At 61.5% G+C, this 23,366-nt stretch carries 19 protein-coding genes and 1 pseudogene; 10 read left to right on the top strand and 10 right to left on the bottom strand.

Translation table 11 applies throughout. From position 1 onward, the window contains the following. Together B9A12_RS17290 and B9A12_RS05870 are read right to left on the bottom strand one after the other, a co-directional pair. Positions 1-194 (bottom strand): annotated as a pseudogene (locus B9A12_RS17290) (IS1380 family transposase); the annotation flags it as partial. A 536-nt stretch (positions 195-730) separates the two neighbouring features. Next, positions 731-1,024 (bottom strand): PCP reductase family protein, encoded by a 294-nt coding sequence (locus B9A12_RS05870; RefSeq protein ID WP_170920376.1) that lies wholly within the window; start codon positions 1,022-1,024, stop codon positions 731-733. Positions 1,025-1,267: 243 nt separating this feature from the next. Between B9A12_RS05870 and B9A12_RS05865 the strand changes: the two genes are divergently transcribed. From B9A12_RS05865 to B9A12_RS05845, 5 genes are all read left to right on the top strand, one after another. Then, complete coding sequence (locus B9A12_RS05865) at positions 1,268-2,500, top strand: ABC transporter substrate-binding protein (RefSeq protein ID WP_212636837.1); 1,233 nt, start codon at positions 1,268-1,270, stop codon at positions 2,498-2,500. Positions 2,501-2,763: 263 nt separating this feature from the next. Next, positions 2,764-3,624, top strand: a complete 861-nt coding sequence (locus tag B9A12_RS05860) for a branched-chain amino acid ABC transporter permease (RefSeq protein ID WP_084056936.1) — start codon at positions 2,764-2,766, stop codon at positions 3,622-3,624. A gap of 1 nt (position 3,625) precedes the next feature. Next, a complete protein-coding gene (locus tag B9A12_RS05855; RefSeq protein ID WP_084056935.1) occupies positions 3,626-4,594 on the top strand; it encodes a branched-chain amino acid ABC transporter permease in 969 nt (322 codons plus the stop codon). Further along, positions 4,591-5,355, top strand: a complete 765-nt coding sequence (locus tag B9A12_RS05850) for an ABC transporter ATP-binding protein (protein ID WP_084056934.1) — start codon at positions 4,591-4,593, stop codon at positions 5,353-5,355. The genes B9A12_RS05855 and B9A12_RS05850 overlap by 4 nt, the downstream gene beginning before the upstream one ends. After that, complete coding sequence (locus B9A12_RS05845; RefSeq protein ID WP_212636836.1) at positions 5,345-6,046, top strand: ABC transporter ATP-binding protein; 702 nt, start codon at positions 5,345-5,347, stop codon at positions 6,044-6,046. The genes B9A12_RS05850 and B9A12_RS05845 overlap by 11 nt, the downstream gene beginning before the upstream one ends. A gap of 541 nt (positions 6,047-6,587) precedes the next feature. Here B9A12_RS05845 and B9A12_RS05840 read toward each other — a convergent pair. Together B9A12_RS05840 and B9A12_RS05835 are read right to left on the bottom strand one after the other, a co-directional pair. Next, on the bottom strand, positions 6,588-7,559 hold the full coding sequence (locus B9A12_RS05840; RefSeq protein WP_084056933.1) for a queuosine 5'-phosphate N-glycosylase/hydrolase: 972 nt from the start codon (positions 7,557-7,559) through the stop codon (positions 6,588-6,590). A gap of 81 nt (positions 7,560-7,640) precedes the next feature. Beyond that, the gene (locus tag B9A12_RS05835; protein WP_084056932.1) at positions 7,641-8,966 is read right to left on the bottom strand and encodes a CCA tRNA nucleotidyltransferase; all 1,326 of its coding nucleotides are present in this window, start codon (positions 8,964-8,966) and stop codon (positions 7,641-7,643) included. 106 nt (positions 8,967-9,072) lie between these two features. On the opposite strand from B9A12_RS05835, the gene B9A12_RS17780 reads away from it, so the two are divergent. Together B9A12_RS17780 and B9A12_RS05830 are read left to right on the top strand one after the other, a co-directional pair. Beyond that, positions 9,073-9,204, top strand: a complete 132-nt coding sequence (locus tag B9A12_RS17780; RefSeq protein WP_281247902.1) for a hypothetical protein — start codon at positions 9,073-9,075, stop codon at positions 9,202-9,204. Between the two features lie 235 nt (positions 9,205-9,439). Then, entirely contained in the window at positions 9,440-11,065 is a 1,626-nt protein-coding gene (locus B9A12_RS05830) for a 2-isopropylmalate synthase (RefSeq protein WP_342752481.1), read from the top strand. Between the two features lie 47 nt (positions 11,066-11,112). Here B9A12_RS05830 and B9A12_RS05825 read toward each other — a convergent pair whose 3' ends face one another. The 6 genes from B9A12_RS05825 to rlmD all read right to left on the bottom strand — a co-directional run bounded on the left by B9A12_RS05825 (position 11,113) and on the right by rlmD (position 19,247). Next, entirely contained in the window at positions 11,113-12,906 is a 1,794-nt protein-coding gene (locus B9A12_RS05825) for an NAD-dependent malic enzyme (RefSeq protein ID WP_084056931.1), read from the bottom strand. A gap of 136 nt (positions 12,907-13,042) precedes the next feature. After that, positions 13,043-14,224, bottom strand: coding sequence for an AI-2E family transporter (locus B9A12_RS05820; protein ID WP_245802360.1), 1,182 nt, complete (start codon positions 14,222-14,224; stop codon positions 13,043-13,045). A 130-nt stretch (positions 14,225-14,354) separates the two neighbouring features. After that, positions 14,355-14,927, bottom strand: coding sequence for a tetratricopeptide repeat protein (locus B9A12_RS05815; RefSeq protein ID WP_084056930.1), 573 nt, complete (start codon positions 14,925-14,927; stop codon positions 14,355-14,357). Positions 14,928-14,932: 5 nt separating this feature from the next. Next, entirely contained in the window at positions 14,933-15,421 is a 489-nt protein-coding gene (tsaA, locus tag B9A12_RS05810; RefSeq protein ID WP_084056929.1) for a tRNA (N6-threonylcarbamoyladenosine(37)-N6)-methyltransferase TrmO, read from the bottom strand. 3 nt (positions 15,422-15,424) lie between these two features. Beyond that, a complete protein-coding gene (locus B9A12_RS05805; RefSeq protein WP_084056928.1) occupies positions 15,425-17,701 on the bottom strand; it encodes a transglycosylase domain-containing protein in 2,277 nt (758 codons plus the stop codon). 115 nt (positions 17,702-17,816) lie between these two features. After that, a complete protein-coding gene (gene rlmD / locus B9A12_RS05800; RefSeq protein WP_084056927.1) occupies positions 17,817-19,247 on the bottom strand; it encodes a 23S rRNA (uracil(1939)-C(5))-methyltransferase RlmD in 1,431 nt (476 codons plus the stop codon). Between the two features lie 119 nt (positions 19,248-19,366). On the opposite strand from rlmD, the gene B9A12_RS05795 reads away from it, so the two are divergent. The 3 genes from B9A12_RS05795 (at position 19,367) to B9A12_RS05785 (ending at position 23,224) form a co-directional block, all read left to right on the top strand. Beyond that, positions 19,367-20,227, top strand: a complete 861-nt coding sequence (locus tag B9A12_RS05795; protein ID WP_084056926.1) for a UbiA-like polyprenyltransferase — start codon at positions 19,367-19,369, stop codon at positions 20,225-20,227. 13 nt (positions 20,228-20,240) lie between these two features. Then, complete coding sequence (gene ubiE, locus B9A12_RS05790; protein WP_084056925.1) at positions 20,241-20,978, top strand: bifunctional demethylmenaquinone methyltransferase/2-methoxy-6-polyprenyl-1,4-benzoquinol methylase UbiE; 738 nt, start codon at positions 20,241-20,243, stop codon at positions 20,976-20,978. A gap of 404 nt (positions 20,979-21,382) precedes the next feature. Beyond that, entirely contained in the window at positions 21,383-23,224 is a 1,842-nt protein-coding gene (locus B9A12_RS05785; protein ID WP_084056924.1) for a menaquinone biosynthesis decarboxylase, read from the top strand. Positions 23,225-23,366 lie beyond the last annotated feature (142 nt).

The raw sequence follows: 23,366 nt of genomic DNA, 5'->3' as shown, positions 1-23,366 counted from the left end.
CTCTTACCCAGGCACAGAAGCCCCAAGTAGGTCTTGACCACATCTGCGTGCGAGATCATTGGTCGCCCTGGAACTTGCTTTTCCAACTGCTCGCACAGGCTCGTGTACCCGTTGATCAGATTCCCCACAAGGGCCAAGCCAGCGTGTCCGCTGTAGAAGGCCTTCGAAGATTGTTCGATCTCAATTTTCTTCATGAGTGCACCTGCCGGGTGAAAATGTGACAGGAGGTCCTATAGCATAAATGAGATGTAAATTCAATGGGATATCCGCCACAAGATAGTCTTATGCATAGGTGCAATTTCACGGATTAAGGGATATCTCTCTTCTGCCTTGGACCTCAACCAATCCCATAAGGTCACCAAAGACTTTGATCCAGATGAAGAGGTTTTCTTTTTCTTGCCATCTCCCAACAAGGATGTTCGGGCAGCCCGAATTCGTCCAGGATTTCACCGAACCGCTCACCGTTGCGGCTGTGCCGCTGAAAATGATCCAGGCACAGGTCGACCACCAGAAAAGGTTCCTTCCAGGCAAAGATGCGCGGGCGATCGAGTCCGTCCTCTAGGCAGACTGCATCTTCTTTGCATCCCTCGACACAAGCTCCACAGGCGCTGCATACTTCCTGGCCGCAATCCGGGCCGCAGTGCCCCGCTGATCACCAGATCCACGATCTGGGGCTGGGAACAGGCATTGGGGCAATCCGCCGGCACGATCCGGAATCCCTGGAGCATTCTCAGCGGCTCTTTGACCCGATCGTGCAAGAAAGCCCTGATATCTCTTTTTTCCAGCAGCGCTTCCAGTTCCTCGGCCAGCCCATGATCTTCCACCGTTCGGTTGGGAAACCCACCGGCCCGAAGCAGTGGTCCTCCTGGAATCCCTTGACCACCCGGTCCATCTGCTTGACAAAACGCTTCCGGCAGACGTTCACTTGGGCCAGCCGGACCGTCTTGGAACGGCCCCGCCGGGCTTCCTGCTCCACGCGTTTCCGCACCCGCTTGCACACGAAGAAGGGCACTCGGGACCACAAGTCCCGTCCCACCGACATCAATTTATTGGTTGAGCCATGGGGCAAGAGGCGGTATGTTGAAGCTGTTTTTGCTGGTAGATGGTCTCGGCGGCCGGAACGCATGGCCTGGATGGCATGCGGTCGCGAGGACGATCGAGAAACCGCCCGGGACCCAACGCAAAAGATCCCGTCTCCACTCTCTCATGCGACCTGCTGAATTCCTGTATCCATCAATTGAACCATTACACAATTTAGAGGAGGTTCATGATGAGAAAACCACGCCTATCCTGGATCCTGGTTGCCTTCTTGCTGGCCGGTTTGCTGGCGGCGCCTGTGAGCGCCCTGGCGGAAAAGCCCGTCAAGATGGGCTTTGTGTACATCATGTCCGGCCCGTTCTCCACTTACGGGCAGTTTGCCAAGCAGGGCGCTCAACTGGCGATCGACGAAATCAATGCCCAGGGAGGCATCCTGGGCCGCCAGGTGGAAGCCTACTTTGAGGATTCCACGGGCAAAGCGGATGTGGCGGTTCGCGCCATTCGGAAGCTGGTTTATCAGAACGGAGTGGATGTCCTGATCGGGCTCGACTCCAGCGGCGTGGCCAAAACCGTGGTGCCGACCATCCCGGAGATGAAGACGCCTCTCATCATCACCCATGCCGCCACCCCGGATGTGACGGGCAGCCTTTGCAACAAGTACACCTTCCGCATCTCGGTCAACATCAACCAGAACATCAAGGCCGCAGCACTTCTGGCTGCCGAGAGCCAAGCCCAGACCTGGTCGACCATCGGTCCCGACTACGCCTTCGGCCACCAGTCCTGGGAATACTTCAAGAAGTATCTGAAAGAAAAGAAACCCGATGCCGTCTTTCTGCCTGATGACAAGGTGGCCTTCGCCCCGATCAAAACCACCGACTTCAGCGCCTACATCACCAAACTGATGGAAAGCAAACCGGACGGCGTCCTGGTGTCCTTGTGGGGCGGCAACCTGATCGATTTCGTTCGCCAGGCCGACGCCATGGGCTTTTTCCAATCCGGTACCCAGGTCCTCATGACCCTGGGGGCGGCCACCGAAGTGCTGTACGCGTTGGGCGACAAGATGCCCGAAGGAATCTGGGTCGGCACCCGGTACTGGTTCCTGGGCAACGATACACCCCAGAACGTGGCATTCCGGAAGGCCTACCAGAAGCGTTTCGGTCAGTTCCCATCCTATAACGCCCAGGGCGCCTACGCTGCGGTATTGACTTACAAGGCCGCCGCCGAAAAGGCCAAAAGCACCGACAAGGAAGCCATCGCCGCCGCCCTAGCCGGTCTCACCGTGACCCTGCCGGTGGGCACCATCACCCTGCGCCCGGAAGACCACCAGGCCCTGACCGACGCCTTCTGGGGACGAACCGCGGCCGACAGTGCCTACCCGATTCGGATCCTCAAGCCGTTCAAGGTGTTTCCGGCCCAGGACGTGACCCCGCCCGCTGATACCACCGGCTGCAATCTAAGGTAGGAGCAGCGGCGGATCCCGGCGCTTCCCGCTCCGGGATCCGCACCTACTCGCAGCAAGATACGGGGTACCGGACCCCTGGCCCGGCACCCGGGGGGGTGCCTGTGACCAGCCTCGCGACCGCGGCGCAACGGGGATTGGGTGCACAAGTCAACAGCATTTTTTCTCTGTCCTCCGTGGTTGTGCGGTGAACCAGACGGCCTCAATTGCGCCAAGGTCCTGATTCCTTTCCAATCAACCGGTATATCTTCGAACGGAACCATTCCATGGAAGCTTTTGCGGTAAATCTGCTGAACGGCTGCAGTTGGGGCATGCTGCTGTTTCTCATCGCCGTGGGCCTCACCACCGTGTTCGGGGTACTGGGAGTCCTCAATTTCGCCCACGGCTCCTTCTTCATGCTGGGAGCCTACGGCAGCATGCAAATCATGCACCTGTTCAATTCCTTCTGGCTGGGCCTGCTGGTCGGGCCAGCGCTGATCGCGCTGCTTGGCATGGCGCTGGAAATGGGACTGCTGCGCCGGGTGTACGGGCGCGATGTAAGCTACCAGTTGCTGTTGACCTTCGCTCTCCTGCTGGTCCTGGACGATGCCGTCCGCATCATCTGGGGCCCGGCTTACCACGTGGTGGAAGCCCCGCCGCTTTTGGCCGGATCCTTTGCCTTCTTCACCCACAGTTACCCGGTTTACCGATTGTTCCTGGTGGCCGCCGGGCCTCTGCTCGGGCTCTGCCTGTGGGCCTTTTTCCGGTTCACCCACTGGGGCAAAATCATCCGAGCCGCGGCCATGGACCGGGACATGGCGGAAGGGGTCGGCATCCGCGTGCCGCTTCTGTTTACTCTGGTGTTCGGCTTGGGCACCTGGCTGGCCGCCGTGGGCGGGGCCCTGGCCGCGCCCCATCAAAGCGTCGGTCCGTCCATGGGAGAGAGGGTCATCATCGAAAGCTTCATCGTGGTGGTGGTTGGAGGCTTGGGGAGCTTTCCCGGCGCGTTTGTCGGAGCCTTGATCCTGGGGCTGATTGAATCGTTCGGAACCGTGTTCGCCGGCCGCGCCCAGATGGCTCTGCCTTATATTCTCTTGGCGGTGGTGCTGTTGCTCCGACCCCGTGGTTTGTTCGGCCGGGAGGCGTGAGATGAGCGCAAGAGGCTTTTCCGGTTCCGTTATCGCAACCCTGGTCCTGCTCGCACTTCTGCTCCTGGGCCCGTGCATTCTGCCCATCTACTGGACCATGATCGTAACCGAAATCTTTATCATGGGCCTGTTCTCCATGAGCTTCAATCTATTGTTTGGATTTTCCGGTCTTCTGTCGTTCGGCCAGGCGGGGTTTTTCGGAATCGGCGCCTACACCGCCGCGCTGTTGATTCAAACGGGGTTTCCGTCGCTCTGGCTGATCATTTTCTGCAGCGTCTTGGTTGCCGCCCTGTTCGCCCTGGCAATCGGCTACCTGTGCGTGCGCCGCGACGAAATCTTCTTCGCCATGCTGACCCTGGGCTTCGGCATGATGCTTTTCACCATCGCCCACAACTGGCGGGAACTCACCGGCGGCAGCGACGGCATGCCGCTTTGTTCGGTCCCGCCGGTGCGGTTGCCCGGTATTGAATGGAGCCTGTTTCCACCGGTCCACGTCTACTATTTCACCCTGTTCTGGACGGCGGCGGGAGTGTTCATCCTGTGGCGTGTGGTCCGCTCTCCGTTCGGGTTGATGCTCACCGCAGTCCGGGAAAACAAGCAGCGGCTGGCCTTCGTGGGCGCCGACGTGAGCCGGATACGGCTGGCAGCTTTCGTAATCGCAGGAGGCCTGGCTGGCCTGGCGGGAGTGCTGTTCTGCGTCTTTAACCGCATGGCCACACCGGATTTCATGCATTGGGCTTTCTCCGCCCGCCCTGTGCTCATGACCATCCTGGGAGGTTCCGGCGTCTTTTTCGGACCGGCCTGGGGCGCCGCCATCTTCTTCTGCCTGGAACAACTGGTCACCGCCTTCACCGAAAACTGGATGATTGTGCTAGGCCTGATCCTGATCCCGGTGGTGATCTTTTTCCCGCAGGGCATCGTGGGCACCCTCGTGCAATGGCTTGGCGACCGGAAAGAATCTCGATCATGACCCCCCGACCGATTCTGGAAATAAACCGACTGGGCCACCAATTCGGCGATTTCGTGGTGATGCGCGACATCTCGCTGGCCGTTCAGGCCGGCACCATGACTGCGCTGATCGGTCCCAACGGGGCTGGCAAGACCACTTTCTACAACCTCGTCTCGGGCCGTTATCAACCCACCCAAGGATCCATCTTTTTCGACGGCCTGGACATCACCAGAATGCCGGCCCACCGCAGGGTGGCCTTGGGGCTGCTTCGCTCCTTTCAAATCACCAACATCTTTCCCCACCTCACGGTCCTGGAAAACGTGCTTGTGCCGCTCGCGTTGGAACACCACAAGGGATTCCGCTTCTGGAAGTCCATGAGCCGGGAACGAGACCTGAAGCGTCAGGCCGAGGAAATCCTGGAACGGGTCGGGCTGGCTTCTGAAGCCCATCGGCGGGCTCATGAATTGGCCTACGGGGATCAGCGGCTGGTGGAAATCGCCATCGTGTTGGCCCGGAACCCGAAACTGGTTCTGCTGGATGAGCCCACCGCCGGCATGAACCCGGAAGAAACCGAGCGGATGGTGCACCTGATCCAGGAACTGGCGCAACAGTCGGGCACCACTTTCTTTTTGACCGAACACGACATGAACGTGGTGTTTTCGGTCGCCTCCTACCTCTACGTACTGCACCAGGGCTCCCTCCTGGCGCAGGGCACTCCAAACGAAATCCGCGGCAACCGGCAGGTGAAGGAAGCCTATCTGGGAGGATCCCTTGATTCTTGAAGTGAACGATATCCATGTCTACTACGGCGAAAGTTATATCCTGCAGGGGGTCAGCCTGGTGGTGGGAGCCGAGGAAATCGTCTGCTTGCTGGGCCGCAACGGCGCCGGCAAGACCACCACCATGCGCAGCATCGTCGGCTACAACCCGCCCCGCCGCGGCACTGTGCGTTACTGTGGGAAAAGGATCGACGGCCGCCCCGTCTACGAAAATGTCCGTTCCGGCATCGGTTACGTGCCCGAAGACCGACGCATCTTTCCCGATCTGAGTGTGCAGGAAAACCTGGAAGTGGCCGCCTTGCTGCCCCGGGAAGGCCGGGAACCCTGGACGGTGGAGCGCCTGTTCGACACCTTCCCGCTCTTAGCCCGCCTGCGCCATCGTAAGGGCGGCAATCTGAGCGGCGGCGAACAGCAGATGCTGGCCATCGCCCGGGCCCTGGCCGGGAATCCGAACCTGCTGCTGCTGGATGAACCTTGCGAGGGCCTGGCCCCGGTGATCGTGGAATCCCTGGACGAAACCATTCGAGCCCTCAAGCGCGAGATGCCCATCCTGTTGACCGAGCAAAATGCCCGATTTGCCCTGTCCCTTTCGGACCGGGGCTACGTGATCGATAAGGGACGAGTGTTTTTCCAGGGCAGTGCCGAAGAGTTGCTGGAAAATCAAGAAGTTCAACAGCGCTACCTGGCGGTCTGAACCCAATGCCGTGCACCCCGTAGGGCTTTCTGGCGCCGGGCCATCGTTGCCGCCGCCCGCAGGCAACTTCGCCGGCCCCGTCCCCACTACCGCCGTTTACGGCGGGTAATACACATCTGATAGTAATAGCTTCCATATCCGGCCAGAGTGGAACGGATTGAACCGAGGCGGGAACAGCGGCTCACCTGCTATCTGCCGACTATGGTGATAGCAGAAGGCTTGGAGTGCAGCGGGCGCAAGCCGGTGTTGTCTGACAAGGCCGTTGTTTTGGAAATCCGCGCGGTGCTGGTCCACCCTGCGAACTCCGCTGAGCGGACAGGCGCGGGTGACCACCACCATGGTCAACGACGAGGGACAAATGATCCACATCCGAACTACTTCTAAGCCGGAGCCGATCCATGTGGAAATTTACAATGCCCTCGGACTTCCCCGCATCCCCTTGAAAAGGGTCTTGAGCATCGATTGAAAATTTGTAGTGAAGAATGAAAAACCACATTTTAAGGATAACAATACGTTACGCAAAGAAGTGACAAACTTGGGCTTAGTAATAAATGGTCCGGCAGCGGTGGTAGGGACGTTTTCGAAAGGCTGGAATCTGGCCCAGGGACCAGAGCCAGTGGTCCACCTGGGAGCTGGTCACCCGCCGGTGGGACGTCTCCCGGAAGGCTTCTTTCAGTCGCTCCACAGCCCAGACGGTCAGGGCGCGTATCTCCACTTCCTCCCGGGACCCCGGCGCCAGGAGATCCTGGCGCTCCACCTTTTCGGCCAGTTGTGGGGCGTATTCCAAGATACCCAGTTCGCGCAGCACCTGCGGCAGCTTGTAATCGGCAAAGGCCGTGAGGCGATCCAGATCCCGAAAGGCCCCCAACCCTTTTCCCTGGAAAGCGACCGCCAGATCGGCCGCAAAGATTTGGGCCCTCTTCCAAAAATAGACGGTCCGCCCCTCCAGTTCCACCTGGTCCCTGAAGCTCAAAAACTCCCGGGCGCACAGGGCGGCCAGCCGGCACGCAGACCCTTTTGCCGCCTCGATAAGGCGCACCGCATCGGCGTCCCACCGTTCCAGGAGCACGCGGCCCGCTTCCCGAAGGTTTTGCAGCCGCTCTTCAAAGAGCGGGATGGACCCGGCGCCGGAAAAGATCGCTTCCAGGTCCTTCTCCGGCATGGACGCCAAGTAGCGGGCATTGGTGAGGGGGAACCCGGCCAGGTAGGCCTTTTTGAGGGCCGCCGCCAGGCCCGCGTATCCCGAATAGAACGTCCCCTCCAGCTCCACCCCCCACACAGGTTCCCCGGGGTCCGGCCAGAAACAGTGATTCAACACATCCAGCACAAAGATCCAACGGGCGGTCTCCTCCGTTCCGTCCCCATAGTGGAAAGGCTCGTCCCAGGCGCCCGCGTTCTCAATGCGCCCGCCCCAGCGGATCACCGCCGCCTGGAAAGCTTGGGGGCGAAGGCGCACCCAACGAGCGTTTGCAACCACCGCTTTCACGGACGGTAAAACGGGAAAATCGTTCATGGCATTCCTTTCGTTCCATGCAAGAGGCGACCATGCCGAGCCGACAGTCCTTGGCAAGATCGAATGCAGTCTCCACAACGCTTAGAGCGCCCCCCTTTCCCGAATCCACGCCAGCAGGGCCTTGCGATCGTTCTTTGACGGATCCTCCAAGACCAGTTGGTGGGCTTCTTTCAGTAGACGACCGACCATCGGTCCGGGCCCGATGCCCAAGGTGTCCATCACATCCCGTCCGTTTATGGCCAAACGGGACAGGTCCAGCACGGGGCGTTCGTTCAGAATCCGCTGGACGCGCTGCCTTAGCCTTTGCACGGCCTCCGTGTCAGCGTCGTCCGTCCCGTGGGCCCTTCGGTCCGCCTCAAGGAGGTCCAGAAGGTCTTCCAGCAGGGGCTTTCCCACCCGGTGGACGAGGCGTCTTACGGCACCGTCCTTCCATCGGTCCGTATCGTGCACCATGTGGTTGGCCACCAGGGTGCACACTTCGTCTGCCAACTTCTTTGGAGCGAGCCAGCGTTGCAGGATCTGGCCGGCCATTTCGGCGCTTTGCTTTTCATGGCCGAAAAACCGAAAGACCCCCTGGACTTTTTTTCGCACCCGGGGCTTGGCGATATCGTGGAACAGGGCCGCCAGGCGCACCCGCAGACGGGCGGGGCTGTAGTGCACCGCAAGAAGCGTATGCCGGTAGATGTGGTGGGCATGGTAATGGTTTTGCCTCTTTCGGTAGCCCTCCAGCAGTTCCGGGATCACCACTTTCAGCACGCCGGTTCGTCGGGCCAGTTCCAGACCGTCCATCACCCAGGGGCCCACGAGCAGCTTGAAGAGCTCATCCCGAATGCGCTCCATGGCACTCTGTTGGAGCCACGGCGCCTGCCGCCGAAGGCATTGCAGTGTCTTGGGGGTGGCGTGAAGGCCCAGCGTGGCCACGAAACGGCTGGCGCGAAGCACGCGGATGGGGTCCTCCCGGAAGCGGGCCAAAGGGTCCTCCACGCCCCGAAGCCGCCGGCATTCCAGGTCGCGGCGCCCACCGAATGGATCCACCAGATCGCCGTCGGGGATGGAAACCGCCATGGCGTTCACGGTGAAATCGCGGCGTCTGAGATCGTCCATCAAGGCCCGAGATCCGTTGTTTTCCCAGCTGGTCACCTCCATCACCCCATGGGGGGTGAGCACCTGCACGGTTCCGTGGCGCAGCCCGACGGGGATCACCCGGAATGCGGAAGACAAGAGCCCCGTAAGAACATCCACGGGAGCGTTGGTGCAAAAGTCCCAGTCCTTTGGATCCCGCCCCAGGAGGACATCACGCACCACCCCCCCCACGACCCAAAAGCGGTAGCCCGCCTGGGTCAACAAGGAACCGATGCGCCGGGCGCTTTCGGGCATCTTTGCAAGGACGACTTCACCCGGATCCATGGCCTCTCCACTTTTTGCTTGATCTGCCCCTCGGCTCTCCTATATTAGTGGGGCGATGGGAGACGCACAAGGACGCGACTTTTGCCTCAGGGCGCGGGAGGGTTCCATGGACGCAATCCGAGTGATGGAAGAGGCGAATCGAATCATCGAGGATTTTCCCCTCCATAAGTACGTGCTCTATGTGTTTCTCTTTTCCGTGGAAATCGCCGTCTCTTTTTGGATCGCACTGAGCATCTGATCGGAGTCGGTTGCACGGCCCAAACGTGAGAGGACCAAGGAAGACGAAGATGTCCCACATCCTGCTTAGCCTGCTATTGCTCCTGTTGCTTAGCCTCGGGACCCAGGTGGGGGAACCCTTCGTCTTCCGTGTGCGCGCCACCTAGCGGCGCTCCATAAATAGGACGAGAAGGCCATGGGTTCCACCCCATGGCCTTTTTTTATTTGGAGAATCCAAGACCCGCGGAAAGGAGGTGATGGGCATGGGACTGGATGGCCCAGTGGATTTGTGTGATGCCGGCGGTCCGTTGAGCACCCCCGTGCAAGAAAGCCTGAACTGGAACACACCACAGAGAAAGGAATCAACCATGAGCCGAAAGATCCATATTTTCGACACCACTTTGAGGGATGGCGAGCAGGTGCCCGGCGCCAAGCTCAATCGGAGGCAGAAGCTGGAAATCGCGGAACAGTTGGCACGACTGGGAGTCGATGTGATCGAAGCCGGATTCCCGTGCTCATCGCCTGAAGACCTGAAGGCGGTCCAGACGGTGGCCGAACAGGTGAAGGGGCCGGTGATTGCCGGGCTTGCCCGAGCCGTCCAGCAGGACATCGACATCGCCTGGGAGGCCGTCAAGAAGGCGGAAAGGCCCCGAATCCACGTCTTTTTGGGATCCTCGGACATCCATCTTCAGAAGAAGCTCCGCCGGGATCGGGAAAGCGCCCTGCACCAGGCGGTGGAGGCCGTGAAATACGCCAAGAAGTATTGTGAAGACGTGGAATACTCCACCGAGGACGCTTCCCGAAGTGATTTCGACTACCTGTGCCGTGTGATCGAGGCATGCATCCAGGCGGGAGCCACGGTCATCAACGTGCCGGACACGGTGGGATACGCCCTTCCGGAACAGTACGGCGAACTGATACGGAACCTGCGGGAAAAGGTTCCGGCCTTGGACAAGGTCATTTTGAGCGTCCATTGCCACAATGACCTGGGCCTGGCGGTGGCCAACAGCCTGGCGGCGGTTCGAAACGGCGCGGAGCAGGTGGAATGCACCATCAACGGCGTGGGGGAACGGGCCGGAAACGCGTCTCTCGAAGAGATCGTCATGGCCATCCGAACGCGCGAATCCTTCTTCGACGCCCACACCACCCTCAACACAAAAGAGATCTATCGCACCAGCCGCATGGTGAGTCGGCTTATGAACATCCCCGTCCAACCCAACAAAGCGATCGTGGGCTCCAACGCCTTCGCCCATTCGTCGGGCATTCACCAGGACGGTATCCTGAAGGATCGCTCCACCTACGAAATCATTCGACCCGAGGATGTGGGCATCAAGGCCCACAGCCTGGTACTCACTGCCCGGTCCGGCCGGGCCGCCCTGAGGCATCGCCTGGAGGAACTGGGTTATGAGCTCACCGACGAGCAGTTCCAGAAAGTCCACAAGCGGTTTCTCAATGTGGCGGACCGCAAAAAGGAGATCTCCAGCCAGGATCTGGCCACCATCGTGGAGATCGAACTGACCAAGGTGAGCGAAACCTACACCTTCGATAGCCTGCAAACCATGAGCGGCAACACCATGCAGCCCCTGGCCTCGGTGACGCTCATCAAGGATGACGAGAAGATCACGGACGCCGCCACGGGCAACGGTCCGGTGAACGCCGTCTTCAACTGCATCGAGCGGATCGTGGGAGAAAGTGGCGAACTCCGGGACTACGACCTCAAGGCGGTCACCACGGGGAAGGACGCCCTGGGAGAGGCCATGGTGCGCGTGGAGATCCGAGGAGCCATCTATTCGGGAATCGGTACCAGCCCGGACGTGATCGAGGCCAGCGCACGGGCCTATGTGAACGCCTTCAACCGGTTCTTCGCCAACGGCAACGGATGATGGAAGCGGCGCGCAGGGGGCGGCGGGACCGCCCCCTGCCCGGGCGCCTACACGTAGCTTTCATACTCGGGCACATAGGCCAGGGACTGGATATACGCCTCCAGGTCTTCGGGCGGATCCACGGTGGCCAGAGCGCTGCGGTAGGCCACATAAGCCACGGCCTGCGCGATCTTGAGAGACACCTCCCGGATCCGTGTCAGGCGGGGAAAGATCATGCCTTCCTGGAGGTCTTCCGGGAGTACCATCTGGGCCAGAGACTTTGCCGCCACGAAGAACATTTCATCCGTCACGTGGCGCGCTCCGGAAGCAATCACCCCCAGGCCCACTCCCGGAAAGATGTAGATGTTGTTTCCCTGCCCCGTTCGGACGGTTCGCCCTTTATAGGTGAAGGGCTCGAAGGGGCTGCCGCTGGCGAAAATCACCCTCCCGTCGGTGGCCTCATACGCTTCCCGTGCCGTGCACTCGGCATTGGAGGTGGGATTGGACAGGGCGAAGACGATGGGACGATCATTGATCCGTGCCATGGTCCGCAACACGCCCTCGTTGAAGAGCCCCGCCACGCCCGACACACCGATGAGGGCCGTGGGCCGCAGCGTTTCCACCGCCGAGGCCAAGTCGGCGACGAACGGGTGCGGATGCGCGAAGACGCGCTTGTGTTCGTTCAGATCGTCCCGAGCTTGCACGATGAGACCCTTGGAATCCATGAACCAGCAGCGGCTTCGGGCCTCCTGGGGATCCAGTCCCTCCGCCGTCATGGCAGAGACCACCAATTCACCCGCTCCCAGCCCGGCTTCGCCCGCCCCCATGAAAAGGATCCTTTGATCCTGCAAACGTCCCCCGGTCAGACGAAGAGCCCCGTAGAGCCCCGCCAGGGCGACGGCCGCGGTTCCCTGAATGTCGTCGTTGAAGCAGCACACCCGGTTCCGATAGCGCTGTAGCAGTCGGAAGGCGTTTCGGTTGGCGAAATCTTCGAACTGGATGAGCGCCCCCGGAAAGACGTGCTGGACCGCCATGACGAACTCTTCCACCAGGGCGTCATATTCCGGTCCCCGCAAACGGGGCCGGCGCACGCCGATGTAGAGGGGGTCATCGCGCAGAGCTTCGTTGTCCGTTCCCACGTCCAGGGCAACGGGCAGGCTCTGGGAATGGTGAATGCCGGCGCAGGCCGTGTAGAGGGCCAGCTTGCCCACGGGTATGCCCATGCCGTCCGCCCCCAGGTCCCCCAGCCCCAGGATCCGTTCCCCATCGGTGACCACAATGATGCGCACGTTCTTGTGGGGCCAGTTCCTGAGCACCTTCACGACGCGGCCCCGGTCGTGGGGGCTGATGTAGATTCCGCGGGGCCGCCGGAAGATGTGTCCGTATTCCTGGCAGGCCTGCCCCACGGTGGGGGTATAGACGATGGGCAGGAGCTCTTCGATGTTGTCCAGCAACACCCGGTAAAAGAGCGTCTTGTTCCGATCCTGAAGGCCTGTCAAAAAGATGTATTTTTCCAGGTTGTTGGGTTTTCGCCGCAGGTTTTCCAGAACCCGACGTATCTGCTCCTGGATGGTGTGCACCCGGGGCGGAACCAAACCGCGGATGCCCAGCGCATCCTTTTCCTCTTCGGTAAAGGCGGTTCCCTTGTTGAAATCCGGGTTCCGAAGGAGTGCAATGCCTTTGGGGATTTCATCCAGACGCTTCTGCCGAGCCATCCGCGAGGCCGTCTCGGCGGACTGGGCGTTTTCCATGAGGCTTTGCAGCACGATGTCTCCCAGAAACCTGGACAGCGAGGTGTCGCCCACCAACCGCCGGGGGCATCGGATCACCATGTGGTCCCCGTCGTATTCGATCTGATACATGTGCTTCTCCTTGGGGCCTTGCGGCCCGGTTTACCGTGGAAGAATTCCCTGCACCGGTCCAATCCCACAGGTTCATGGCTTTTCGAGCCCCGCTGGGAGACCAACGGCCTTGCCATCGGGTCCTTGGCCAAGAAAATCAGCGCGGAGCGGAGCGGACCTCCGCCTGAGCCTTGGCGTCTACCGTCTCAGTTGATTCTTCCAGCAGTTCCCGGTATTCGATCTGGTAGATGTAGAGCATGACCATGGCAAATCCGAGTATGAGCGGCCCATAGATGATGCCGGCCAGACCAAAGAACTGCACGCCACCCAGAATGGCCAAGAAGATATAGAAGGTGGACATCTCCGCCTGGCCCCGCATGAAAAAGGGGCGCAGGAAGTTGTCGATGGACCCCACCAGCACGGCACACCAGGCGGCCAGAAAGATGGCCGATTTGATCTTTCCCAAAAGGAGCAGGTACCCCACCGCCGGCACCCACACCAAGGCCGTGCCCACCACGGGGATGAAGGACGTGAAGGCCATGACCGATCCCCAGAAGAGTCCCGGGATCCCCACCAGCATGAGCCCCACGCCTCCCACCAGACCCTGGCTCAGGGCCGTGAGGAAACTGCCCATGATGGAGGAACGGGTCACTCCCTTGATCTTTTCCAGGATTCGATCTTCCTGTTCCTCCCGAAGCGGGGAAAGATACTTGATCTTGGTCACCATCTCCGACCCGTCCCGGAGTAAATAGAAGGTGATGAAGATGAGGATGAAAAAGCGCGACACCAGGGTCGCTGCATCGCCCACAAGGCTCGCACCCCGGTTGATGAGAAACTGACCCAGGTTCTTGCTCACGGCCAGCAGATGGGTCTCGATATCCAGATGGGAGAAGTCGATGAAATACAGGCGCTCTTTGATCCAGGAAAGGGCCGTCACCACCGTGGGATGGGTCGCCACTTTTTGAAGGTTTCCCTGGCGGATCCATTCCGTAACACGCCCCACGGACTCCACGCCCTGGCTCACCAACTGGGAAAGAAAGAAGATGGTGGGTAGCGCGATGGCAAACACGATCACAGAGAGCACCACCAAAGCGGCCAGGCTCTTTCGCCCCCGGAGCCATCTCACCACCCGTTCCTGAAGCGGGGAAAAGAAGCTGGCCAGCAGGATAGAAAAGATAATGGTGTGCAGGAACGGCTGGAGCACGCAATAGACCAGGTAGAGGGAGAAGAAAAGCAGCACCAACAGGAAGGGCCGGTAGCCTCCCCGCATGTGTCCAGGTGCTTTGTGCTCGTGGTCGTCTTTCATAATCTCTTGCTCAGCCGAATCGTTCCGTTCCATGGCAAAGCCTCTTGGGGGAGGGCATTCCGCATCCGCATGCCAAAATGGAGGATGGACCCGGCATGCTGAAGCCTTGCACCCGCGAGGCGGCACCAGTGCCCGCCCCGCCTGTTCCTTGCCAGGCCGTTTCTCATGGAAGCCTTTGGGCCTTCCTCCGATAGGCCGCCTCCATGGCCGCATCTCCCAACCGCCGGCAAAGATCGGCCTCCAGAAGGTAGGTTTCTTTGAGACGGGCCGGATCGTGCTGAAGGAGGATTTCAGCCTTCCGGGCAAACTCCAGCGACCGGGAAGCGAATCCCTTGAGCCGCCACGCCTTGGCAAGACCCAAGAAGGCTCGGCCGTTGTAGCCGTCCACCTGCACCGCCTGTTCATAGAGGGCCAGCGCACCTTCCGCATCCCCCGTGGCCAAGGCACGGTCCCCTTCCTCCACCAGTCGGAGCGAAGCCACAACCTGAGGCCCGGCTGGTTCAGACGGCTTGGCGGCCGTTCCCGTTTCGGGTGCTTCGATGTCTTCTTCGCGAATCTCCCCCCGTTGAGCCGGCGTCGTTGCCGGCCCCCGAGGGGCCTCCACGGCGGGCCTGCGGGGCGCGGGAGTCCAGGGGCCCGGCAACGACACCATCGTTCTGGGGGCGCACCCCGCCATGGCGGCCACCAGCGCGCACATCACCACACCCGTCCCGATGTTTCGAAAGGTCCCGTTCATGAAGATCACTCCTTCAGGAAACGATCATCGGAGCGCACACGCTCCACGCGCTTTCCCGCCCCCTCCAGCCAGCCGGCGCGGCATTCGGAAGGTCGGTCGAAAGCGGGCACGTACGGCTTGATATCCAGAAGCGGGGTCCCATCCACCACGTCCACCCCCCGCACGTGCAACACACCGCCCTCCCGGCCCACCAGCTCCACAACGGAAAAACCGATGGGATTGGGCCGCGCCGGAGCCCGGGTGGAAAAAACCCCTCGCTCCACCGTATCCAGAAAGGGCACCACCAGGGGCTTCCAAGGGGCACTCAGGTGGAAATGGTACAAGAGGATCACATGGGAAAAGCCCTCCACATCCTTCAATCCCTCCACGTAGGGTTCCGCCACCTCCACGCGTCCCACCACGCCCGCGGCACCGCTGGGCTGAATGGGAACCCCCTTGGCATCTTCAAAGGGCGAACGGATCACGCCGATGGGACGGTAGACGATGGTCTCCATGAATCACCTCCAATGCAGGGTACACGGTTTTTGGGGGACCCTCTCGGCCAAGAAGTATTCCCTTTCCTTTCTCGGACACCCCTGAACGGCCAGGTCCCCCGAGTCCAGACAAATCGTTCGTTCCACCACACCAGGAGGAACCGGAAAGTCCTGGGGATGCAGCCAGGGCCGAATCCGGGTCATGAACCGGGCCCACAGGGGCAGGGCTCCGCTGGACCCGGTCAGTCGGGTGGGACGGTTGTCATCGAACCCCACCCACACGAGAGCCAGCAGATCGCTGGTGTAGCCCACGAACCAGGCGTCCCGATAGTCGCTGGTGGTCCCCGTCTTGCCGGCGCACGGAAAATCCACACCGTAGGATGCCAGCCTTCGCGCGGTGCCTTCCCGGACCACCCGTTGCAACATCCGGGTTATCAAAAAGGCCTTGGCGGGCGTGGTCACCGTTTTGAGTGACATGTGGCGTCGCTCCAAGACCGCCCCCTGCGGCGTCACCACCTTCTTGATGGTCACCAGATGGGGCCGCTGGCCTTCGTTGGCCAACGCTGCGTAAGCCCCCGCCAGCTCCAGCGGGGTTACCTCGAACGCTCCCAACGCCAGAGAGGGATAGGGTTTGAGCGGCGACTGAAGGCCCAGGCGGCGGGCCGTTTCCACGATTTTCGACAGTCCCACCTGAACGGCCAGGTGCACCGTGGCGGCATTGAGAGAGTGGGCCAGGGCCTCGCGCACCATGACGGCCCCCCGATAGCGTCCGTCATAGTTTCGGGGAACCCAGGCTTTTCCATCCACCCGGTAGGCCGTGGGCATATCCTCGATCCAGCTCACCGGGGTCACCTGGTCCAGGGCCGTGAGGTAGACGAAGGGCTTGAAGGCCGAACCCGGCTGCCGGTGGGCCCGCACGGCCCGGTTGTAGGGACTGAGCGCAAAGTCCCGTCCCCCCACCAGAGCCACCAGGGCGCCCGTTTTGGGCTGCACGACCACCAGCGCCGCCTGGAGCGCCTTGGCAGGATCCGAGGCCGACAAGGCCGGCCGTTTCTTTTCCAGGGCCGCCAATCCTTCCCGCACCGCCCTTTCGGCTTCCAGAGCGATTTCCGGCCGGTAGCTGGTGTAAATCACCAGCCCCTCGGACGACAGGGTCTCCTCCGAATAGAGTTCTTCCAGCTGCCTGTTCACATAATCCACATAGTAGCCCAAGGTCTTTCCGGACAAGGCCCGGGAGACGGTGCGCAGCGGTTGGGAAAGGGCCGATTCATAGGCCGCCGCGTCGATCAGGCCCAATTCCCGCATGCGCGCCAGCACCACGTTTCGCCGTTCCCGGCACGCATCGGGATGCCGAGTGGGAGAATAACGGTTGGGCGCCTTGATCATCCCGGCCAGCGCCGCCGCCTCGGCCAGGGTGAGATCCTCCACGTTCCGGCCGAAGTAGGTGAAGGCGGCCTGTCCCATTCCGTGGATGGCCACGCTGCCCTGTTGGCCCATGTAGATTTCATTCAGGTACATCTCCAGGATTTGCTCTTTGGAATAACGGGCCTCCAGCACCAGTGCCATGGCCGCTTCCAAAAGCTTTCGTTTGAGGGTCCGTTCGGGGCGGAGGAAGTAGTTTTTCACCAGCTGCTGGGTGAGCGTGGAGCCGCCCTGGACCACGCGCCCGGCCCGCAGGTCCACCCACAACGCCCGCAGGATACCTCGCCAGTCGATGCCCCGATGCTGGAAGAAGCGATGGTCCTCGATGGCGATCACCGCATGGATCAGGTTCTCCGGCGTCGTTTTGATGCTGATCAGGTGTCGGCTTTCCCGCTCTTTGCCGAAAAGCCGCGCCAACACCACGGGTTCCACTTCCAGGTAAGGAACGGGCCGGCTTCCGGTGCGAATCTCCTGGATGCGCCCCCCCTGGAATCGAATCCCAACCTCCCGTGCCGGAAGATCTTTTCCTGGATAGGCGAAGGCTCGAAAGAAGATCCTCAGAGCCCGCCGCGATCTTTTGTATTCTCCCGGCCGAAGCCGACCGCCCACGGCGGGACGGTATCCCCGGGCCGTCAGCATGTCTTCCACGGCCGAAATGGTCAGATCCTGGCCCGGATAGATGACCACCGAATCGCTGAGCACCGTGGCCGGGACGCTCCAAAGCCTACCGGAAAAGCGCTTTTCCATTTCGGCAGACAGGTAGATAAAGCCCACCACGCCCATGATCAGGACCAGAAGGACCAGGAGCGCCGTCGCTTGGAGCACCCAGCGGCCCCGGGGCCTCCGGGGCCTCCTCTTCTTTTTCGTTTGCTTCGCCATGACTCATCCGTGCTTCGAAACCCGTAAAGAATGTGGGCGGATCGAGCCTTTTCAGTCCACTCCGCCAACCGTCCCTTCCCTTCGCCCTACGCGGCACGACGACCGTTGGAAGGTGTCACGCTTTGCTCTTTCGATCCAGCTGGACCACGCATTCCACGTGGGGCGTATGAGGGAAAAGGTCGAAGGGCTGGACCCGGCATACCCGGTATTTGGGCAAAAGAAGGGCCAAGTCCCGCGCCAATGTGGCGGGATTGCAGGAGACGGCCACGATCCTTTGGGGGGCCAGCTCCAGCAGGGCCTGAACCACGTGAGGGTGCATGCCCGCCCGGGGCGGGTCGGTGATAACCACATCCGGCAGATCCACCCCCGGTCCGCGCAAAGCGGGATCACGGATCACGTCCTTCAGGTCTCCCACCCGAAAGACGCAGTTGTCCACGTCGTTCAGAGCCGCGTTGCGATAGGCATCTTCAATGGCCGATTCCACCACTTCGAATCCCGCCACCTTCCGGGCGTGTCGGGCCACGAAAAGGGCGATGCTTCCCGTGCCGCAATAGAGGTCCCACACGGTCTCCGAGCCCTCAAGGCCCGCGAAGTCCAGGGCCGTCTGGTACAGGTGCTCCGCAGCCATGGGGTTGGTCTGGAAAAAGGACTGGGCGGAGATGCGAAACCGCAGATCTCCCAGCTGCTCCTCGATGACCCCGGGGCCCCATAGAATCCGCTCATCATCGCCCTGGGCCACCTGGGCGCGGGTGCGGTTGACCGAATGGATGCAGGTGGTGATGTGCGGGAAGGTCTCCCGCAGGAAGTCTCCCAGGGAATCCACGGCTTCCTCGGCACCGGGCACATCGCCCGTAATGAGGTGCACCAGGCGCTGGCCCGTTCGCTTCCCTTCCCGGATCACCAGGAAGCGCCAGCACCCCCGGTGCTCCCGGATGGAATAGGGCGGCAACCCGCTTCCCCGGGCGAAGTCCCGCACTGCTGCCACAATGTCCATGGCTTCCGGAGATTGCAGCCGGCAGTCCCCGATGTCGAAGACACGGTCGAAATGGCCTCGAACGTGCAACCCCAAGGCGAAGGAGCGGTCGAAGGTCTCGTCCTTGCGGGCAATCTCTTCCGGGGAAAGCCAGCGATACCCGGAAAAGGTAAACTCCATCTTATTCCGGTAACATTCGGTGCGGGGCGACGGGACCACCTCCCCCACCGGCGCTTCCAGCACGTCTCCCAGGTGCTCCAGGCACTCTTGCACGTGGCGCCGCTTCCAGGCCAGTTGCTCCCCATAGTCCAAATCCTGCCACCGGCACCCGCCGCACACCCCAAAATGGGTGCACAGGGGCTCCACCTGATGGGGTGAGGCTTCCAGCACCTCCAGGACCACCGCTTCCGCGTAATTCTTTCGCTTCTTGACAACCCGCGCCCGGACCTTCTGACCCGGCAGGGCCCGATCCAGGAAGACCACAAAGCCGTCCACCCGGGCCACGGCCCGCCCCCCGAAGGCCAGCTTATCCACGGAACAGTCCAGTTCCGTTCCCTTCCGTAATGTCGCCATGAAATGCTTCCTTCCAGATCCATTGAAATCCCTGTTGATTGTGCGGCTTCCTATGCTAATAGATACGGGCTTGGATGACCAGCGCCTTTGCCCGTATTGACCCACGCGAGGAATTTGGGATGTGGATCCGATCCCTTCATACCTACGGACGACTCATTAAGTTCAGCCACACCATCTTTGCGCTCCCTTTCGCGCTGTCGGCGGCCCTACTGGCCCACCGCCAGACTCCGCTCACGGCCAGAACCCTCCTGTGGATCATTCTGGCCATGGCCGGCGCCCGCTCGGCGGCCATGGGCTTCAACCGCCTGGTGGACCGACGCTTTGACGCACTGAATCCCCGCACGGCCTCCCGCCCCTCGGTGACGGGGGAGATCTCTGTTCGGGCCATGGGGCTGCTGGTCCTTTTGTCTTCCGCGCTCTTTGTGCTGAGCGCCGCCATGCTGGGGGACCTGTGTCTGAAGCTCTCCCTGCCGTGCCTGATGGTTCTCTTTTTCTACTCCTACACCAAGCGTTTCACGGCTGGCTCCCATCTGGTGCTGGGATTCGCCATCGGGCTGGCGCCGGTGGGTGCCTGGATCGCCGTCACAGGATCCCTGGACGGGCGCATCCTGCTCCTTTCCGCCGCACTCATGACCTACATCGCCGGCTTCGACATCCTTTACGCCTGCCAGGACGTGGATTTCGACACCTCGGCGGGCCTGCACAGCCTGCCGTCGCGTTGGGGCCTGACACGGGCTCTGGCCTTTTCATCGGCCCTCCACGTGCTCACCGTGCTGGCTTTGGCCGCCATGGGGTTGGCCTTCCACCTGGGAGGCCTTTTCTTCGCGCTGCTCGCCCTCATCTCGGGCCTGCTCTTGGTGGAGCACCGCATGGTCCGCCCGGACCGCCTGGAGGCCATCCCCGTGGCCTTTTTCCATGTGAACAGCGTGGTGAGCGTCCTTCTTTTTGTGGCCGTCTGGCTCGACCTTCGCCTTTCCTAAAGGAGTGGCCCGCGTGCAACCGGTTTCCCTGGAAAAGACCCAGCAGCGCATCGGTTCCATGTTCGACCGCATCGCCGCCACCTATGACTTTCTCAACCACTTTCTCTCCGCCGGTCTGGACCTGTGGTGGCGCCGGAAAGCCGTGCGGGCCCTGGCCCTGCCGCCCGGGAGCGTGATTCTGGACGTGGCCACGGGGACCGGAGACCTGGCCTTGGCTGCTCTTCAGGCCCAGGGGGACGCTCACGTGGTGGGGTTGGACCTGGCTTTCAACATGCTCCAAATCGCCCAGGCCAAACGGGACAGGAAAGGATGGAGCGCCTCCCGCTACCCACTGCTCCAGGGCGACGCCCTGGAATTGCCCTTCCCGGCGGAGACCTTCCACGCCGTCATGATCGCCTACGGCATCCGAAACGTTCCCCACATGGGGGCGGCCCTGAAGGAATTTCACCGTGTGCTCCGGCCGGGGGGACTCCTTCTGGTCCTGGAATTCACGCTGCCGTCCTCCGCCCTTTTGAAAAGGCTCTATCTTTTCTATTTCGAAAAGATCCTACCTCGCTTGGGCGGGGCCGTATCCCGGGATCCGGAAGCCTATGCGTATCTTCCGGCCTCGGTGGGAGCCTTCGTCACACCGGAGGAGCTGAGCGCCCGGGCCGGGGATGCAGGGTTCCACTCCTCCAGGGTGCAACGACTCACCGGAGGGATCACCTACTTTCTCACGGCCGTGAAAAACGGCGGACAGCGCACCCGATAAAGGGACCGTATCCGCCGGGGGCCCCTTCGAGAAGGGGCGGCTTGTCCGGTTCCATCGCCTGCCCGACATGCCGTGGGCGCCCCTTTGTGGCAGCGAGAGTCTCCTGCGGCTCCATGGTCTCCAAGGGCCATTCCGGGTAACGGCTTGCCGGTGGCGCACATCGCGGCCAAGGCCGTTCCTTCGAGGAGGAAAAATCTCCGGATCCGACTTTCAACAAACCCGTTATCGGGCATCCCGGGGGGGCCTGTGCGGAGACAGACACTGGAAGATGGACCGTTCACCCAACAACGAGTCCCACCTTGAAAAGAACGGCTGGGAAGGACCATATTAGGGGCGGATGCACCCCGGCGTCCTTTGAGACCCGCCCTTAAGTGGCACATGAAAACGAGAGGGGAGCCCGCGGGATGATCAAGACTTCGTATCGCAACCTGGGTGAGTTCGTTCGAGCCCTGGAACAAAGTGGAGAGCTGCTTCGAGTCCAGGCGCCGGTGTCCCGGGATCTGGAGATCACGCAGATCACCGATCTGGCCAGCAAGAGTCCGGGGGGCGGCAAGGCGCTCTTGTTCGAAAAGGTCCTGGATTCGCCCTTTCCCGTCCTGACCAACGCCTTCGGCAGCCGGAAGCGCATCTGCATGGCCCTGGGGGTGGAGGATCTGGACGATTTGGCCGCCCGCGTGCGCCGGTTCATCGAAATGGAGCCTCCCCGGTCACTGGCCCAGGCCGTGAGGCTGCTGCCCTTGGGGGTGGATCTCCTGCGCTTTTTCCCACGTCGGACCCGCCGAGCCCCGTGCCAGGAGGTGGTGCTCACCGGCTCCCGGATCGATCTTTTCCAATTGCCCATTCTCAAGTGCTGGCCCCAGGATGGCGGCCCCTTCGTCACCCTGCCGGTGGTGATCACCAAGAGCCTCAAAACCGGAAAACGAAACGCCGGTATGTACCGCCTTCAGGTCTACGACCGCACCACCACGGGCATGCACTGGCATATCCACAAGGACGGCTCCCACTACTTTCAGGAATACCGCAGGGCAGGCAAACGCATGCCGGTGGCCGTGGCCATCGGAACCGATCCGGCCACCACCTACGCGGCTACGGCGCCCCTTCCCCGGGGCGTGGACGAGATGATCCTTTCCGGCTTCATCCGGCGGGCCCCCGTGCCCCTGACCAAGGCGGTGACGGTGGACCTGGAAGTGCCCGCGGAGGCCGAATTCATCCTGGAAGGATACGTGGATCCGGAGGAAATGCGGGTGGAAGGCCCCTTCGGTGATCACACCGGTTACTACTCGTTGGCGGATCTCTACCCCGTCTTCCATCTCACGGCCATCACCCACCGCCGCAACCCCATCTATCCGGCCACCATCGTGGGACGTCCTCCCATGGAAGACTGCTACCTGGCCAAGGCCACGGAACGGATCTTCCTGCCCCTGCTGCAGGCGGTGTTGCCCGAAATCAAAGATTATTGGCTCCCCTGGGAAGGCGTCTTTCACAACATCACCGTCATCGCCCTGGACAAGGAATATCCGGGACACGCCCGCAAAGTCATGAGCGCCCTGTGGGGCCAGGGGCAGATGAGCTTTTGCAAAGCTTTGGCGGTAGTGGACGCCGATGCAGACCTTTCCAGACCCCGTCCCCTCCTGGAGACGGTCCTCAATCACCTGGATCTGGAACGCGATGTGTACGTCACGGAGGGCGTGCTGGATGTGCTGGACCACAGTGCACCGGAGCCTCTTTTCGGCGGCAAGATCGGCCTTGACGCAACCCGGCGGCTGCCCTCCGAATCCGCCCGGCCGGATCGCCCCATCCGGCGCCAGTGGCCGGAAGACTCCGCCCTGTACCCACACGCCCGCAAGGTCAGCCACCGAATCACACACGTGCACCGGCCGGATCTGGCGGTCCGAAACCCCGTGATGCTGCTCAACTTCCAAAAGGACGGAACCACTTCAGCCCTTTCCGTCGCCCAGGGCCTTTTGGACTCCCAGGAACTCCAGGACTTTTCCATCTTTGTCTTCTACGATTCTCACATCGATTTGCGGGACGGATCCCTGGTGCTCTGGAAGCTCTTCAACAATGTGGATCCCAAGCGGGATCTGCTCCGACAAGACGGCCGCTTGGTGGTGGACGCCACCAAAAAGGGTCCCGAGGACGGCCACCTGCGGACCTGGCCGGACGACATCGCCATGGATCCGCACGTGGTGGATCGGGTCGTGCGCCGTGCCAAAGAATTGGGTATCGAGGAATTTATTCCGTAAAGGCGATAAGGTGGCGGGAATCCCCGGAAGCGTTCCCCGGCTCGCCAGCCGTGACTCCGGGCGGCTGAAACAGATTCGGATGGGGCCGACCCGGCGGATTCGCCCCTTCAGACGGTGTCCGGCCGGGTCCAGCGCTTGGCAC

It is taken from the genome of Desulfacinum hydrothermale DSM 13146, from assembly GCF_900176285.1.
GTDB classification, from domain to species: domain Bacteria; phylum Desulfobacterota; class Syntrophobacteria; order Syntrophobacterales; family DSM-9756; genus Desulfacinum; species Desulfacinum hydrothermale.
Note: the sequence above shows the minus strand (reverse complement) of the source record. Positions and strands in the feature narration are given on the sequence as shown.

Excerpts from the sequence above, each read along its gene's own strand:
- B9A12_RS05865 (WP_212636837.1), top strand. The coding sequence starts at position 1,268 with ATGATGAGAAAACCACGCCTATCCTGGATCCTGGTTGCCTTCTTGCTG.
- B9A12_RS05860 (WP_084056936.1), top strand. The coding sequence starts at position 2,764 with ATGGAAGCTTTTGCGGTAAATCTGCTGAACGGCTGCAGTTGGGGCATG.
- B9A12_RS05855 (WP_084056935.1), top strand. The coding sequence starts at position 3,626 with ATGAGCGCAAGAGGCTTTTCCGGTTCCGTTATCGCAACCCTGGTCCTG.
- B9A12_RS05850 (WP_084056934.1), top strand. The coding sequence starts at position 4,591 with ATGACCCCCCGACCGATTCTGGAAATAAACCGACTGGGCCACCAATTC.
- B9A12_RS05840 (WP_084056933.1), bottom strand. The coding sequence starts at position 7,559 with ATGAACGATTTTCCCGTTTTACCGTCCGTGAAAGCGGTGGTTGCAAAC.
- B9A12_RS05835 (WP_084056932.1), bottom strand. The coding sequence starts at position 8,966 with ATGGATCCGGGTGAAGTCGTCCTTGCAAAGATGCCCGAAAGCGCCCGG.
- B9A12_RS17780 (WP_281247902.1), top strand. The coding sequence starts at position 9,073 with ATGGACGCAATCCGAGTGATGGAAGAGGCGAATCGAATCATCGAGGAT.
- B9A12_RS05830 (WP_342752481.1), top strand. The coding sequence starts at position 9,440 with ATGGGCATGGGACTGGATGGCCCAGTGGATTTGTGTGATGCCGGCGGT.
- B9A12_RS05825 (WP_084056931.1), bottom strand. The coding sequence starts at position 12,906 with ATGTATCAGATCGAATACGACGGGGACCACATGGTGATCCGATGCCCC.
- B9A12_RS05820 (WP_245802360.1), bottom strand. The coding sequence starts at position 14,224 with ATGGAACGGAACGATTCGGCTGAGCAAGAGATTATGAAAGACGACCAC.
- B9A12_RS05815 (WP_084056930.1), bottom strand. The coding sequence starts at position 14,927 with ATGAACGGGACCTTTCGAAACATCGGGACGGGTGTGGTGATGTGCGCG.
- tsaA (WP_084056929.1), bottom strand. The coding sequence starts at position 15,421 with ATGGAGACCATCGTCTACCGTCCCATCGGCGTGATCCGTTCGCCCTTT.
- B9A12_RS05805 (WP_084056928.1), bottom strand. The coding sequence starts at position 17,701 with ATGGCGAAGCAAACGAAAAAGAAGAGGAGGCCCCGGAGGCCCCGGGGC.
- rlmD (WP_084056927.1), bottom strand. The coding sequence starts at position 19,247 with ATGGCGACATTACGGAAGGGAACGGAACTGGACTGTTCCGTGGATAAG.
- B9A12_RS05795 (WP_084056926.1), top strand. The coding sequence starts at position 19,367 with ATGTGGATCCGATCCCTTCATACCTACGGACGACTCATTAAGTTCAGC.
- B9A12_RS05785 (WP_084056924.1), top strand. The coding sequence starts at position 21,383 with ATGATCAAGACTTCGTATCGCAACCTGGGTGAGTTCGTTCGAGCCCTG.